The organism is Staphylococcus lugdunensis (assembly GCF_002901705.1).
In the GTDB taxonomy this organism is placed as follows: domain Bacteria; phylum Bacillota; class Bacilli; order Staphylococcales; family Staphylococcaceae; genus Staphylococcus; species Staphylococcus lugdunensis.
In genome coordinates this window covers 1,007,928-1,023,723 of the sequence record NZ_PPPV01000012.1, presented here as the reverse complement: position 1 = coordinate 1,023,723, position 15,796 = coordinate 1,007,928, and the positions used below count along the sequence as shown (strand labels likewise).

General features: G+C 35.1%; 15 protein-coding genes. 14 read left to right on the top strand and 1 reads right to left on the bottom strand.

All coding sequences use genetic code 11. The annotated features are described in order from the left end of the window. From hprK to clpP, 9 genes are all read left to right on the top strand, one after another. Nucleotides 1-936: an HPr(Ser) kinase/phosphatase gene (gene hprK / locus CD041_RS05630; protein WP_002459707.1), complete on the top strand. Its 936-nt coding sequence runs from the start codon at nucleotides 1-3 to the stop codon at nucleotides 934-936. 3 nt (nucleotides 937-939) lie between these two features. Beyond that, a complete protein-coding gene (gene lgt, locus CD041_RS05625) occupies nucleotides 940-1,788 on the top strand; it encodes a prolipoprotein diacylglyceryl transferase (protein WP_002459706.1) in 849 nt (282 codons plus the stop codon). Then, complete coding sequence (locus CD041_RS05620; protein ID WP_070647877.1) at nucleotides 1,785-2,264, top strand: acyltransferase; 480 nt, start codon at nucleotides 1,785-1,787, stop codon at nucleotides 2,262-2,264. The genes lgt and CD041_RS05620 overlap by 4 nt, the downstream gene beginning before the upstream one ends. Before the next feature lie 11 nt (nucleotides 2,265-2,275). Continuing rightward, entirely contained in the window at nucleotides 2,276-3,715 is a 1,440-nt protein-coding gene (locus CD041_RS05615) for a tetratricopeptide repeat protein (protein ID WP_002459704.1), read from the top strand. 64 nt (nucleotides 3,716-3,779) lie between these two features. Then, complete coding sequence (gene trxB / locus CD041_RS05610) at nucleotides 3,780-4,718, top strand: thioredoxin-disulfide reductase (RefSeq protein WP_002479331.1); 939 nt, start codon at nucleotides 3,780-3,782, stop codon at nucleotides 4,716-4,718. A 155-nt stretch (nucleotides 4,719-4,873) separates the two neighbouring features. Next, entirely contained in the window at nucleotides 4,874-5,785 is a 912-nt protein-coding gene (gene rapZ / locus CD041_RS05605; protein WP_002459702.1) for an RNase adapter RapZ, read from the top strand. Then, the gene (mgfK, locus tag CD041_RS05600) at nucleotides 5,782-6,789 is read left to right on the top strand and encodes a gluconeogenesis morphogenetic factor MgfK (protein WP_002459701.1); all 1,008 of its coding nucleotides are present in this window, start codon (nucleotides 5,782-5,784) and stop codon (nucleotides 6,787-6,789) included. Before rapZ ends, mgfK begins: the two co-directional genes overlap by 4 nt. A 45-nt stretch (nucleotides 6,790-6,834) precedes the next feature. Beyond that, nucleotides 6,835-7,779, top strand: coding sequence for a DNA-binding protein WhiA (whiA, locus tag CD041_RS05595; protein WP_002459700.1), 945 nt, complete (start codon nucleotides 6,835-6,837; stop codon nucleotides 7,777-7,779). Between the two features lie 358 nt (nucleotides 7,780-8,137). Next, nucleotides 8,138-8,725 carry an ATP-dependent Clp endopeptidase proteolytic subunit ClpP gene (clpP, locus tag CD041_RS05585; RefSeq protein ID WP_002459699.1) on the top strand — a complete coding sequence of 196 codons (588 nt, stop codon included), beginning with the start codon at nucleotides 8,138-8,140 and terminating at the stop codon, nucleotides 8,723-8,725. 303 nt (nucleotides 8,726-9,028) lie between these two features. Here clpP and CD041_RS05580 read toward each other — a convergent pair whose 3' ends face one another. Continuing rightward, the gene (locus CD041_RS05580; protein WP_070647878.1) at nucleotides 9,029-9,928 is read right to left on the bottom strand and encodes a TIGR01777 family oxidoreductase; all 900 of its coding nucleotides are present in this window, start codon (nucleotides 9,926-9,928) and stop codon (nucleotides 9,029-9,031) included. Nucleotides 9,929-10,526: 598 nt separating this feature from the next. Here CD041_RS05580 and CD041_RS05575 point away from each other — a divergent pair. From CD041_RS05575 to tpiA, 5 genes are all read left to right on the top strand, one after another. Next, nucleotides 10,527-11,156, top strand: a complete 630-nt coding sequence (locus CD041_RS05575) for a DUF4887 domain-containing protein (protein ID WP_002492757.1) — start codon at nucleotides 10,527-10,529, stop codon at nucleotides 11,154-11,156. Between the two features lie 352 nt (nucleotides 11,157-11,508). After that, on the top strand, nucleotides 11,509-12,528 hold the full coding sequence (locus CD041_RS05570) for a sugar-binding transcriptional regulator (protein ID WP_002459696.1): 1,020 nt from the start codon (nucleotides 11,509-11,511) through the stop codon (nucleotides 12,526-12,528). A gap of 47 nt (nucleotides 12,529-12,575) precedes the next feature. Beyond that, a complete protein-coding gene (gap, locus tag CD041_RS05565) occupies nucleotides 12,576-13,586 on the top strand; it encodes a type I glyceraldehyde-3-phosphate dehydrogenase (protein WP_002459695.1) in 1,011 nt (336 codons plus the stop codon). A gap of 132 nt (nucleotides 13,587-13,718) precedes the next feature. After that, nucleotides 13,719-14,909, top strand: coding sequence for a phosphoglycerate kinase (locus tag CD041_RS05560; RefSeq protein WP_070647879.1), 1,191 nt, complete (start codon nucleotides 13,719-13,721; stop codon nucleotides 14,907-14,909). Nucleotides 14,910-15,034: 125 nt separating this feature from the next. After that, entirely contained in the window at nucleotides 15,035-15,796 is a 762-nt protein-coding gene (gene tpiA, locus CD041_RS05555; protein WP_002459693.1) for a triose-phosphate isomerase, read from the top strand.

Genomic DNA, 15,796 nt, shown 5'->3' with positions numbered 1-15,796 from the left:
ATGCTTACAACAAAAAAGTTAGTTGAGCTATTAAAGTTAGAATTGCTTGTTGGGGAAAAAGGACTAAATAAACAAATTAAGAATACGGATATTTCACGACCTGGGCTTGAGATGGCAGGTTATTTTTCGCACTATGCATCAGACCGAATTCAGTTATTAGGTACGACAGAATTATCATTTTATAATTTACTTCCAGATGACGAAAGACAAGGTCGTATGCGAAAATTATGTCGACCTGATACGCCTGCTATTATAGTGACAAGAGGTTTAGAGCCGCCTAAAGAATTGATTGAAGCTGCCACTGAAATGAATACACCATTAATTGTCTCTAGCGATGCGACTACAAGTTTAATGAGTAGACTTACAACTTTTTTAGAACATCAACTTGCGCGTTCTACATCGTTGCATGGCGTTTTAGTAGATGTTTATGGCGTAGGTGTATTGATCACCGGAGATTCAGGTATTGGGAAAAGTGAAACAGCACTTGAATTAGTCAAACGTGGACACCGTCTAGTAGCCGATGATAACGTTGAAATAAGAGAAATATCTAAAGACGAACTTATTGGTAAACCGCCAAAACTTATCGAACATTTACTTGAGATTCGTGGATTAGGTGTTATCAATGTGATGACTCTATTTGGTGCAGGTTCCATTTTGACAGAAAAGCAAATCCGACTAAATATTAATTTAGAAAATTGGAATAAAGAAAAACTCTACGATAGAGTAGGCTTACATGAAGAAAAATTACGCATACTAGATACTGAAATCACAAAGAAAACAATTCCAGTTCGACCAGGACGAAACGTGGCAGTTATTATTGAAGTTGCAGCCATGAATTATCGCTTAAATATCATGGGCATTAATACTGCCGAGGAATTTAACGAACGTTTGAACGCAGAAATTAGAAAAAATGGACATAATCATGAGGAGCACTAACGTATGAATTTAATGGTAAGTTATATAAATCCAGTAGCAATTGAATTAGGCCCTTTATCGATAAAATGGTATGGGATTATTATTGCTTGTGGCATTTTGCTGGGCTATTTTGTCGCCCAAAAGAGTTTAATCAATGTAGGATTACATAAAGACACACTTGTAGATATTATTTTTTACTGTGCATTATTTGGCTTTTTAGCAGCACGAATTTATTTCGTTATTTTTCAATGGCCGTATTATGCACAGAATCCAGCTGAGATACCTAAAATTTGGCACGGTGGTATAGCGATACACGGTGGGTTACTCGGTGGGTTTATCACTGGAATAATTATATGTAAGCTAAGAAACCTCCATCCATTTCAAATTGGTGATATTGTTGCGCCAAGTATTATCTTAGCGCAAGGTATTGGTCGTTGGGGTAACTTTATGAATCATGAAGCGCATGGTGGTCCTGTATCACGTGCGTTTTTAGAACAACTACATCTTCCAGAGTTTATTATCAATAACATGTACATCGAAGGTACATATTATCATCCGACATTTTTATATGAATCCATTTGGGATGTTGCTGGTTTCGTCATACTCTTAACATTGCGTAAGCATTTACGAATTGGAGAAACATTCTTTAGTTACTTAATTTGGTATTCTATTGGTCGCTTTTTTGTTGAAGGCCTACGTACCGATAGCTTAATGTTGACAAGTCATATTCGTGTGGCACAACTTGTTTCAATCATTTTGATACTCGTCGGTTTAACTTTTATTGTCTACCGACGTTTAAAATATAAAGCGCCAGTTTATAAAGATGCAGGTCCACTTACCTGGCCAAGTCAGACGGCGAAGGTTAAGCGATGAGACGATTACAAAAACGTAGTAGTACAGGCATTAATCCATTATGGCATATGTATCGTTTTATTCGTTTTCCAAAAGTGTTGAAGCAAACCGTTATTATAGAATTTTGTCGTTTTATTCCTAGCATGCCATTGAAGCGATATGTCTATCGACGCTTTTTAAATATGTCTATCGGTCAAGCTACTGCAATTGCTTATAAAGTAACACCAGATTTATTTTATCCAGAACTTATAAGCATTGGTGATAACTGTGTGATTGGGTATAATACTACAATATTAACTCATGAAATTCTTGTTGATGAATATCGACAAGGTCAAGTGATAATAGGAGACCATACGATGATAGGTGCCAATGTGACGATTTTACCAGGCGTATATATTGGTAAGCATGTGATTATTGCTGCGGGTTCAATTGTATCGAAAGATATTCCAGATGGTTGTTTTGCTAGCGGTAATCCAATTCAAATACATAGGAAGTGAGGTGACCAACAGTGAATCAACAAGATGATAATGTCATACATGTGAAATTTAATAATCATTTTTATCTTAAAATGGCAGACGAAAAATTTGAAAATGAAGATTGGGAACAGGCAGCTGAATATTACAGTCGAGTAATGGAACATGAGTCAGATAATATTGAAGTTATTACCAATTATACAACTGCATTAAAAGAGTTGGGACGATACAAAGAAGCAATTGCGATTAATTTTGATTTAGTTGCTAAAAATGAACATGTTCGCTCGGCATTTAACAATATTAGCAATGTTTATTTCAAATTGAAAGATCATTATAAGTGGTTTATTTTTGCCATGTCTAGTGCTGCTATGTCTAAGGACATGGATATAAGAGCTATCTTTGAAGATGTACATCAGGTAGAATACGATGATGAAGAAAAATTTTACACGGAAGTAATGCTAGTTTCATTCCAATACGTATTTCAATATTTACTGACACAACAACGCTTTGAAGATGCTAAAAATTATATTTCTCATTTAGAACACCCACTGCGCAAACAACACATTGTTCAAAATTCTCTTGTACTATGTCACATCTATTTACGAGAATATCAGCAAGCGAAAAGAATATGTGAGCGTTTGTTAAAAGAAGATTCCTCTGACGTATACGCATTATGTCATTATACATTGGTGCTATATATTACTAATAATAAAGAAAAGTTTAATAAATATATGAAAGTAATGAAAAAGATTAGACCAATGAACGATGACGAGAGATTTAAACTCGGTATCATTCTTAGTTATTTAAAGCAATATGAAGCGTCTCAAAAGTTATTACTACCACTTTATCGTAAAAGTAAATTTCCCTCACCTCAAATGTACAATGCTTTAAGCTTTAACCATTATTACCTAGGAAATGAAATCGAAAGTGAAGCCATGTGGAAAAAGCTCCAGCATTTGGCAAAAAACGAAGTCGGTCCACCTCCATGGACGCTTGAGGATAGTAAAGAAAAATTTAATCAGAAAGTACTGCCATTATTACTTCATGATAATAATCATTATAGACTATACGGTATCTTTTTACTTAATCAATTAAATGGTAAAGAAATATTTATGACAGAAGAAATATGGGCCATTTTAGAAGAAATGACAGATTATGAAAAATTATATTTAACGTATCTGATACAAGGACTGAAACTAACAAAATTAGATTTTATCCATCGTGGCTTAGTTGAATTATATAAAAATAAACAACTGCAACAAGATATGGAACTGTCTATTAGTTGGATTGATACCGCAGAAGCACTTATTGCAAGTAAAGTGGATTATAATGAAATGGAACGCTATTTAGCTGCACATGTATATCTCTATTATCGCCACACAGCGTTAAAAATGACAAAACGAGAAATCTTTGATTGGCTAGGTGTCACAAAATATAAGTTAGATTCAGCAGTAAAATACTTGTTGAGCATATAAATTTTATCGGTAATGATTATGGTTTATAATGCGCATGGTAAAGATAAACGAGGAGGCATATAAAATGACTGAAGTAAATTATGACGTTGCTATTATCGGAGCTGGACCAGCCGGTATGACAGCAGCGGTTTATGCATCACGTGCGAACTTAAGTACAGTTATGATTGAACGTGGTATGCCAGGTGGCCAAATGGCAAATACAGAAGAAGTTGAAAACTTTCCAGGCTTTGAAATGATTACAGGCCCAGATCTTTCTACTAAAATGTTTGAACATGCAAAGAAATTCGGTGCTGAATATCAATACGGGGATATTAAATCTATTGAAGATCAAGGTGACTATAAAGTCATTCATCTTGGTAATAAAGAAGTGACAGCACGTGCAGTTATTATTGCTACAGGTGCAGAATATAAAAAAATAGGCGTGCCTGGTGAACAAGAATTAGGTGGCCGTGGAGTAAGTTATTGTGCTGTATGTGATGGTGCCTTCTTTAAAAATAAAAATCTATTTGTTATTGGCGGCGGTGATTCAGCAGTTGAGGAAGGAACCTTCTTAACGAAATTTGCAGACAAAGTAACGATTGTACATCGACGAGATGAACTGCGTGCACAAAAAATCTTGCAAGATCGTGCATTTAAAAATGATAAAGTCAACTTTATTTGGAGTCACACGTTGAAATCAATTAACGATAAAGATGGAAAAGTTGGTTCAGTGACACTCGTATCAACTAAAGATGGTTCAGAACAAACATTAGATGCAGATGGTGTGTTTATCTATATAGGTATGAAACCATTAACTGCACCATTCCTTGATTTAGGTATTACTAATGAAACTGGCTATATTGTAACTAAGGACGACATGAGTACAGCGGTTCCTGGCATCTATGCTGCTGGAGATGTGCGCGATAAAGGTTTACGCCAAATTGTTACGGCAACAGGTGATGGTAGTATCGCCGCACAAAGTGCCATTGATTATATTGAAGAATTGAAAGACAAAGAAGCTTAAATTTAAGCATGTGCACAGTATGATATAAAGCCAGTACTATTTAGATTAAAATGGTACTGGCTTTTATTTACATACTTACATTTGTTTAAGCTATACGTTATGATTAAAGCATATAAAAATAAGTTGGAATAAAAAGTTATGGTGGTGATTCTGATATGACTCAATCAGAAAGGGAAATAAGTAAAAGTGAATTACTCGTTGTAACTGGTCTATCTGGGGCCGGTAAATCACTCGTTATTCAAAGCTTGGAGGATATTGGCTTTTTTTGTGTGGACAATTTGCCGCCAATATTATTGCCAAAATTTGTAGAGCTTATGGAACAAGGCAACCCTTCATTGCATAAAGTAGCCATAGCTATTGATTTACGTGGGAAAGAACTATTCACCTCACTCGTACAAGAAATTGATAACATAAAAAGTCGCAATGACGTTATTGTTGATGTTATGTTTTTAGAAGCGAGTACAGAAAAGCTTATTTCACGCTATAAAGAATCAAGACGTGCCCATCCGTTGAATGTAAAAGGAGAAGTATCGTTAATTGATGCGATTGAAGAAGAACGCCAACTGCTTTCAAGAATACGCACAATTGCTAATTATATAGTAGACACAACAACGATGAAACCGAAAGAATTAAGAACACGTGTTAATAAGTATTTTAAAGATGAAACATTTAAATCATTTAGTATCAATGTTACTAGCTTTGGATTTAAACATGGCATTCAAAAAGACGCCGACTTAGTATTTGATGTACGTTTTTTGCCAAATCCGTACTATGTTGAAGACTTAAGACCGATGACTGGTGAAGATGAACCTGTATATAATTATGTTATGAAATGGAAAGAAACTGAAATTTTCTTTGATAAACTAATGGATTTATTAAAATTTATGATTCCAGGTTATAAAAAAGAGGGTAAATCTCAATTAGTGATTGCAATCGGGTGTACAGGCGGTCAACATCGTTCTGTAGCACTTGCGCGACGCATCGGAGAAAAGCTCGATGAAATTTTTGACTATAATGTATATGTTCATCATAGAGATGCGCATATTGAAAGTGGCGTGAATAAATGAAAAAGCTAAAAATTGTGCTTATCGGTGGTGGCACAGGACTATCCGTATTAGCAAGAGGACTTAGAAACTATCCAATAGATATTACTGCAATTGTGACGGTGGCAGATGATGGTGGTAGTACAGGCGTAATACGTAATGAAATGGATATTCCGGCACCAGGAGATATTCGCAATGTCATCGCAGCATTAAGTGACGCTGAACCTATCATACAAGATTTATTTCAATATCGCTTTGAAGCTAATCAAATTGGTGGCCATTCGTTAGGCAATTTATTATTGGCAGCACTGACAAATATAGAAAATGATTTTGGTCACGCAGTAAAAGAACTGAGTAAAATATTAAACATCAAAGGTAAAGTTATCCCATCAACTAATACGAGCGTTAAATTAAATGCTGTTTTTAAAGATGGAGAGATTGTTTCTGGTGAGTCCAGCATACCAAAACGCAATAAACAAATTGAACGGGTCTATTTAGAGCCAAGCGATGTAAAACCAATGGATGAAGCAGTACAAGCCATAAAAGAGGCCGATTTAATCGTTCTAGGACCAGGTTCACTCTATACAAGCGTCATATCAAATTTATGTGTCAACGGCATCCAGAAAGCACTATTTGATACCGACGCACCAAAGTTATATGTAGCAAATGTAATGACGCAACCAGGTGAAACCAATGGTTATGATGTGTTAGACCATATTAATGCGATACATAAGCATGCAGGTAAAGATTTTATCAAATATGTGATATGTAACACGCAATTATATGATGAAGCAGTGCTAGCACATTATAAGAAACAGAATGCTGAACCTGTAGCAGCCCATTATGACATGTTAACAGCTAAAGGATTAAAGGTAATTACAGCTTCCAACTTAATCGAAGTGTCTAAAGATTACCGGGTAAGGCACAACAACGAAGTGTTAGCCAAATTAATATATGATATAGCACTAGATTTAACAAGTACAATACCATTTAAACCAACACGGCATCAATCAAAATCTAACGATTAGATTGTTAGTAGTTGACAATGACGCGATTAGAAAGGTGAAGGTAACATGAGTTTTGCTTCTGAAATGAAAAATGAATTAACACGAATTGAAGTTGACGATTTAAATGCGAAAGCAGAACTTAGTGCATTGATTCGAATGAACGGTGCGCTTAGTCTTTCTAATCAGCAATTCGTCATTAATGTGCAAACTGAAAATGCAGCAACAGCACGTCGTATTTATTCATTAATTAAACGTGTGTTTGATGTTGAGGTAGAAATCTTAGTACGTAAAAAGATGAAATTAAAGAAAAATAATATATATATTTGTCGGACAAAAGTGCAGGCAAAAGAAATATTAGATGCTCTTGGAATATTGAAAAATGGGATCTTTACCTATGATATTGATAAAGAAATTATTCAAGATGATGAAATGAGACGTAGTTATTTACGCGGCGCATTCTTAGCGGGGGGATCGGTAAATAATCCCGAGACCTCTTCATACCATTTAGAAATATTTTCACAGTATGAAGATCATTCAGAAGGCTTAGTAAAATTAATGAACCACTATGAGCTAAATGCGAAACATTTAGAACGTAAAAAGGGAAGTATTGCTTATCTGAAGGAAGCAGAAAAAATATCAGATTTCTTAAGTCTTATTGGTGGTTACCAGGCTTTATTAAAATTTGAAGATGTACGAATCGTGCGCGACATGAGAAATTCAGTAAATCGTTTGGTAAATTGTGAAACGGCGAATTTAAATAAGACTGTAAGTGCTGCAATGAAGCAAGTTGAAAGCATTCGGCTTATCGACAAAGAGATTGGATTAGATAATCTACCAGACCGTTTACGTGAAATAGCTAAGCTACGTGTTGAGCATCAAGAGATTTCATTAAAAGAATTAGGTGAAATGTTATCGACAGGAGCCATTTCTAAATCTGGTGTTAACCATCGATTACGCAAATTAAATGAATTAGCAGATAAAATCAGAAGCGGAGAAAAAATCGATTTATAATAGTTTCATACAGTATTTAACCATGATTTATATAACACATAGAAAACACCCGAATGGTTTGAGATTGATTAAACCAATCGGGTGTTTTAATATGTAGCCCCCTCGAGAGGAATCGAACCTCTATTGTAAGAACCGGAATCTTAAGTGTTATCCATTACACTACGAGGGGTAAATAAAATATAATCAAAACGCTGTACTCATTGCGTGTTTAACAGTACAATCTAGTTTAGTGAGCGAATCTAGTTTACAAAATGTAGAACCAAACGTCAATAAGATAAAATAATAAATCGTCTTTTTTGACCATTTTTGACTTTTAAGGTAAACTAACATTACTAGTTATTATAAGGAGGCAATATGAATGAATTTAATTCCTACAGTAATTGAAACAACAAACCGTGGAGAACGTGCCTATGACATCTATTCACGTTTATTAAAAGACCGTATTATCATGTTAGGATCAGCAATTGATGATAACGTTGCGAATTCAATTGTATCACAATTATTGTTTTTACAAGCACAAGATTCTGAAAAAGATATTTATTTATATATCAATTCACCAGGTGGAAGTGTAACAGCTGGTTTTGCAATTTATGATACAATTCAACATATCAAACCAGACGTACAAACGATTTGTATTGGTATGGCAGCATCAATGGGGTCATTCTTATTAGCTGCTGGTGCTAAAGGTAAACGTTTTGCATTACCAAATGCTGAAGTAATGATTCACCAACCACTAGGCGGTGCTCAAGGTCAAGCAACTGAAATTGAAATCGCAGCAAACCATATTTTAAAAACACGTGAAAAATTAAATCGTATTTTAGCTGAACGTACTGGTCAATCTATTGAACAAATTCAAAAAGATACAGATCGTGATAATTTCTTAACTGCTGAAGAAGCGAAAGCGTATGGCTTAATTGATGAAGTCATGGAACCAGAAGACAAATAATATATACAATTCAACAGAGCAAAAATTGCTTGAGACATCAATGTCTCAGACAAGTAGAAGAAGGCGATTTCTATTGAAATTTAGTAGAGATCGCCTTCTTCATTATTAATATATTAAGTAAAAATAAGACCACACAAGCGAACCAACATGACGAAGTATTGAATATAGAAGAAGCACAAAGATGATTTATGTCAAACCATCTTTGTGCTAATATTTTATGATTTATGTCCCAGCTTGTTCAGCCTATATTGACATTAGGTGACTGAATTGAAAATGAATTTTGTTCTGCTTCCTTTTAAATATTTATTGAACTAAATCATCCAATGCTGATTTTAAATGAGGATAGCTAAATTGGAAACCTAGCGCTTCGAGTTTATTTGGTAACACCTTTTGTGTATCTAATACAACGGTTGACATTTCACCAAGTACAGTACGTAACACGAATGCTGGCATCCATGTTTCGTGTGGTCGATGCATGGCGCGTCCTAAAGTATAGCCAAATAAATTTTGACGTTCGGCGATAGGTGCTGCAAAATTAAATGGGCCTGCTGCATCTGGTTCATCAATAGTGAAAAGAATAGCACGTACTAGGTCATCAATATGAATCCATGAATACCATTGGAATCCAGAGCCTAATTTTCCACCAACGAAAAATTTATAAGGTAATTCCATCGTTTGTAGTGCACCACCATCATCAGATAAAATCATGCTGAATCTTCCTAAAATCACACGCGTTCCAAATTGTTCAAATTTCTTGGCAAAACGTTCCCATTGATATACAACATCAGATAGAAAATCAAAAGGTGACGTTTGATATAACTCAGTATAAGAACGATTGATATCAGGTGGATAATAACCCATTGCACTTGCATTAAATAACACTTCAGGTTTATCTGAGCGCTGTTCAAATAATGACACTAATGCTTGAGTAGATTGGATACGACTAGTCATAATGAGTTGTTTATAGCTATCAGTCCAGCGTTTATTTAAGGTAGCGCCTGCTAAATTTATAACAACATCAATATGACCAATTTCTTGCTCCCACCCGTCTTTAGACCAGTTAACATAGGTAATATGATTATTTTGACTGACTTTATCGCTACGCGTGAGAATGGTGATTTGTGCTGATTCACGTTGTAAAATACGATCCACAAGATGGTGTCCTACCATGCCGGTACCACCAGTGATTAAATAATGTTTCATGCAAGTCACCTCTATAATTTTTTTCTTTTAAGAACTATTATTAATAGTCATTATAATTGTTCAAACTTTATACAATAGTTAGTCATTAATATGTCATTTACTTTCTTTATAAATGGTTTTAAATCATTTTGAATAAGTTATAATAAAAGCGTACCTTCGATAATTAATTAGACATCTCTTAATTAGTATGAGTATACCCCATATTATACCCTCGAAGGTAAATTTTGACTCCCTTTAGTAGTGACCCATGCGATAAGCGTATGGGTCTATTTTACTATATAATTGTAAAACCACTAACAACAGATATGCTAACAATACCTATTAATATCATTCTTTATCATCCCACGCATAATATCAACTATTATGTTTCAAAGTTACAATATGATAGCTGATTTTTTCAATTATTTAACTAAAATTAGAGGGATGTAAGGAAATCTTAATAATTAAATTAATGTTCCCAAGAACTGAAAATGTTATCATATAAATGATAATAAAAAAGTGAGTTGTGTATGAATATCTTTTAATGACATATTGATGTAAAATGTACCATCATAATAGTAAATTATTATACTCAAATATAGAGAAGTGAGGGAGCCTATTGTCTAAGGAAAATAAACAGTTCAATGATTATGAAGATTCAGATAAGAAACGTATGGGCACAGGCGCAAAAGTGATAAGTATCATAACAGTATTATTGCTTTTAGGTGGATTAGTTTTTGCAGTCTTTTCATTTGTAGACCATTCTAATCGTGCCAATGAAAGACTTAACAAACAGTCAACTGAGGAAAAGAAAGAAGATTCAAAGAAAAAAGACAATAAAACGAATGAGCAAAAGAAAAAGCAACCGACGCAAGAAACACAACAAACGCAGCAACAAATTCCACAAACGCAACAAACACCTCAGACAACGCAACAGCCACCAGCGACACAACAAAAGCCAAGAAAACCGTCCACTGAGGAACGAAATACACAAGAGAAAAATACTAAAGAGCCGTCTACCGAAGAAAATAATCAGCCTGACAAAACTAAAGAACCAGCTACACAAGAAAAGTCTAAAGAAAGCAATTCGCGAAACGACAATAAGACGCCAACGAGAGAATCTTCAGGTCAACAACGCTCAAATAAACCATCAGCACAGCAACCTTCTTCAAATCAAAATGGACAACAAAATAAACAGCGTAACAGTCACCAATCGAACACATCACAATCAACATCTAAAGCGCAATAAAGATAAAATCAGCAAGCTAGTCATATAAGCGACTAGTTTGCTGATTTTTTATCTATGAAGCATTTTAGGCACAAAATTTATAGCTTACATCTCGTACGTAGACGATTATCATTGGTGTATCAGGGTAAGAAAATACAAGTATTAAAAGGAAAGTCGTTTAATAGTCAGACTATTGATAATTTTTCGCAATTAAATTTAAAAAAGTCGGTCAAATGTCTTGCATTTTTAAACATCACATAGTACTATTGCAGTGTAGAAAGGTTAGATTTTGTCCCGCGTGGGACTATAAACGTCAAACCTAGTTATAATTTCTACTCATTACCTTTTTTATAAAAAGAGGAGGAAGGTAGTAGTGAAAGACTTGATGAAAGTTCAACAAAAGCTCATACCTGACCTTGTTGATAAAATGTATCGTCGGTTTTCTATCTTAACTACTATCTCTAAAAACCAACCTGTAGGTCGACGTAGTTTAAGTGAATACATGGACATGACAGAACGTGTATTGAGAGCTGAAACGGATATGTTAAAAAAGCAAGAACTGATACGAGTTAAGACAACAGGTATGGAAATTACTGAAGAAGGTAAAATGGTTGTTGAATATCTCAATGATTATTTTAATGTTTATTCAGATGATCATCAGATGGCACAGCAAATTAGAGAGATTTATAATTTGAAAGAAGTTCATGTTATACCGGGTAATTCTGACACTACCGAAACGGTAAAAGCAGAAATGGGTAGACAAGCTGGACAGTTACTTGAAGGTATACTTTATGAAGATGCAATTGTATCTGTTACTGGCGGATCCACAATGGCTCGTGTCAGTGAAGCGATGCATTTACTACCTTTCAATGTCTTCTTTGTTCCAGCGCGTGGGGGCCTAGGAGAAAATATGGTCTATCAAGCAAACACCATTTCAGCAAGCATGGCACAACAAACAGGTGGTTATTACACTTCATTGTATGTGCCAGATAATGTGAGTGAAACAACTTATAATACGTTGATGATGGAACCGTCTGTCATTCATACATTAGACAAAATTAAGCAAGCAAATATTACAATACACGGTATCGGTGATGCGCTGAAAATGGCGCATAGACGTCATTCCTCTAAAGAGGTTGTTGAAAAACTTCAACATCACCATGCCGTAGCCGAGGCATTTGGTTATTATTTTGATGCTTATGGTCAAGTAGTGCATAAAGTTAAAACAATTGGACTACAACTCGAAGACCTAGAATCAAAGGAATTTATATTTGCAGTAGCTGGTGGCAAATCGAAAGGGCAAGCTATTAAAGCTTATCTCAGTATTGCGCCAGACAACACAGTCCTTATCACAGATGAGGAAGCCGCAAAGGTAATATTAAATAAGGAATAAAAAGTTATTTGACTTTTTAAATATCATTTTAAAGGAGGCCATTATTTATGGCAGTTAAAGTAGCAATCAATGGATTTGGTAGAATCGGTCGTTTAGCATTTAGAAGAATTCAAGACGTAGAAGGCATCGAGGTAGTAGCAGTAAACGACTTAACAGATGATGATATGTTAGCGCATTTATTAAAATATGACACTATGCAAGGTCGCTTCACTAGCGAAGTTGAAGTTGTTGATGGTGGTTTCCGTGTAAATGGTAAAGAAGTTAAATCATTTGAAGAACCAGACGCAAGCAAATTACCATGGGGTGACCTAGGTGTTGACGTGGTATTAGAATGTACTGGATTCTATACAGATAAAGAAAAAGCTGAAGCACACATTCATGCAGGTGCTAAAAAAGTATTAATTTCTGCGCCAGCTAAAGGTGACGTTAAAACTATCGTTTACAACACTAACCATAGTGACTTAGACGGTTCAGAAACAGTTGTATCAGGTGCTTCATGTACAACTAACTCTTTAGCACCAGTAGCTAAAGTAATCAGCGATGAATTTGGTTTAGTAGAAGGTTTAATGACAACTATTCATGCATACACTGGTGACCAAATGACTCAAGATGGTCCACACAGAAAAGGTGACAAACGTCGTGCTCGTGCAGCTGCACAAAACATCGTACCTAACTCAACTGGTGCTGCTAAAGCAATCGGTAAAGTTATTCCTGAAATCGATGGTAAATTAGACGGTGGTGCGCAACGTGTACCTGTAGCTACAGGTTCATTAACTGAATTAACTGTAGTATTAGAAAAACAAGATGTAACAGTAGAACAAGTAAACGAAGCGATGAAAAAAGCTTCTAACGAATCATTCGGTTACAATGAAGATGAAATTGTTTCTTCTGACGTAGTTGGTATGACTTACGGTTCATTATTTGATGCAACACAAACTCGTGTAATGTCAGTTGGTGGCCGTCAATTAGTTAAAGTTGCAGCTTGGTATGACAATGAAATGTCTTATACTGCACAATTAGTACGTACTTTAGAATATTTAGCTCAATTATCTAAATAATTTGTAGCATAGTTATTTGACGAGTGCTCTGTACTGATAAATAATAAAGATAAGCTTATGAGTAAGCGGGGAGCACAAACGCTTCTCCGCTTATTTTTATATGAGTGTTCCTAGTAAAAGGAGGAAATTATAATGGCAAAGAAAATTGTTTCTGATTTAGATTTAAAAGGTAAAACAGTTCTAGAACGCGCAGACTTTAACGTTCCACTTAAAGATGGAAAAATTACAAACGACAACCGAATTGTTCAAGCTTTACCGACAATTAAATACATCATTGAGCAAGGTGGCAAATTAGTTTTATTCTCTCATTTAGGAAAAGTAAAACAAGAGAGTGATAAAGCTGGATTAACATTAAAACCCGTTGCTGAAGCTTTATCAGAAAAATTGGGGCAAGAAGTTATATTTGTACCTGAAACTCGCGGTGAAAAATTAGAATCAGCTATTAAAAATTTAAAAGAAGGCGACGTATTATTAGTAGAAAATACGCGTTTTGAAGACTTAGATGGCAAAAAAGAATCTAAGAACGATCCTGAATTAGGTAAATATTGGGCTTCATTAGGAGATGTATTCGTAAATGATGCATTCGGTACAGCACACCGTGAGCATGCTTCAAATGTAGGAATTTCTACTCACTTAGAAACAGCAGCAGGTTATTTAATGGAAAAAGAAATTAAATTCATTGGTGGCGTTGTAAATGACCCTCATAAACCTGTTGTAGCCATTCTTGGTGGTGCTAAAGTTTCAGATAAAATCGGTGTTATTAAAAACTTAGTCAACATTGCTGATAAAATTCTTATCGGTGGTGGTATGGCATATACATTTATTAAAGCGCAAGGTCACGAAATAGGAAAATCATTATTAGAAGAAGATAAAATTGATTTCGCCAAAGAATTATTGGCGTCTAATGGAGATCAAATTATTTTACCAGTTGATGCAAAGGTAGCTGCAGAATTCTCTAATGATGCAGCAATTACTGAAGTAGCTATTGATCAAATTCCAGCTGACCAGGAAGCATTAGATGTTGGACCAAAAACGGTTGAATTGTTCAACAAAGAATTACAAGGTGCACATACAGTAGTTTGGAATGGACCAATGGGTGTCTTCGAATTCAGTAATTTTGCTCAAGGTACCATTGGCGTTTATAAATCAATTGCAGCATTAGACGATGCCATTACAATTATTGGTGGTGGAGATTCAGCTGCAGCTGCAATTTCATTAGGATTTGCTGATGACTTTACACATATCTCTACTGGTGGCGGTGCTTCATTAGAATATCTTGAAGGTAAAGAACTACCAGGTATCAAAGCAATTAATAATAAATAAAATTGTCGTCAGAAATTGATTTATTGGCTAACATATAAAGTGCGGTGGCTTATTCCATGTACTGAGTTATTAGTTTAAGTCATGCGCCTTTAACCTTTAGAATTTAAACAATAGGAGTGTTATTAATGAGAAAACCAATTATTGCTGGCAACTGGAAAATGAATAAAACAGTTCAAGAAGCAAAAGATTTTGTAAATAATTTGCCAACTTTACCAGATGAAAAAGAAGTAGAGTCAGTAATCTGTGCACCAACAATTCAACTTGATGCTTTGATTACGTTAGTAAAAGAAGGTAAAGCAACAGGCCTTAAAATCGGTGCTCAAAATACTTATTTTGAGGATAATGGTGCTTATACAGGTGAAACATCTCCTGTAGCATTAGCTGATTTAGGCGTTAAATACGTGGTTATCGGACACTCTGAACGTCGTGAATTATTCCATGAAACAGATGAAGATGTAAATAAAAAAGCACATGCAGTCTTTAACCATCACATGACACCAATTATTTGTGTAGGTGAAACGGATGAAGAACGTGAAAATGGTAAAGCAAACGATATTGTAAGTAATCAAGTTAAAAAAGCTGTTGCTGGCTTAACTGATGCACAACTTAAAGAAGTTGTAATTGCTTATGAACCAATTTGGGCAATTGGTACTGGTAAATCTGCAACATCTGATGATGCGAATGAAATGTGTGCACAAGTACGACGCACATTAGCTGAAGTTTCTAGCCAAGATGTAGCAGACGCAACACGCATTCAATACGGTGGTAGCGTTAAACCAAACAACGTAAAAGAATACATGGCACAACCAGATATTGATGGCGCTTTAGTCGGTGGCGCATCTCTTAAAGTGGAAGATTTCGTTCAATTGTTAGAAGGTGCAAAATAA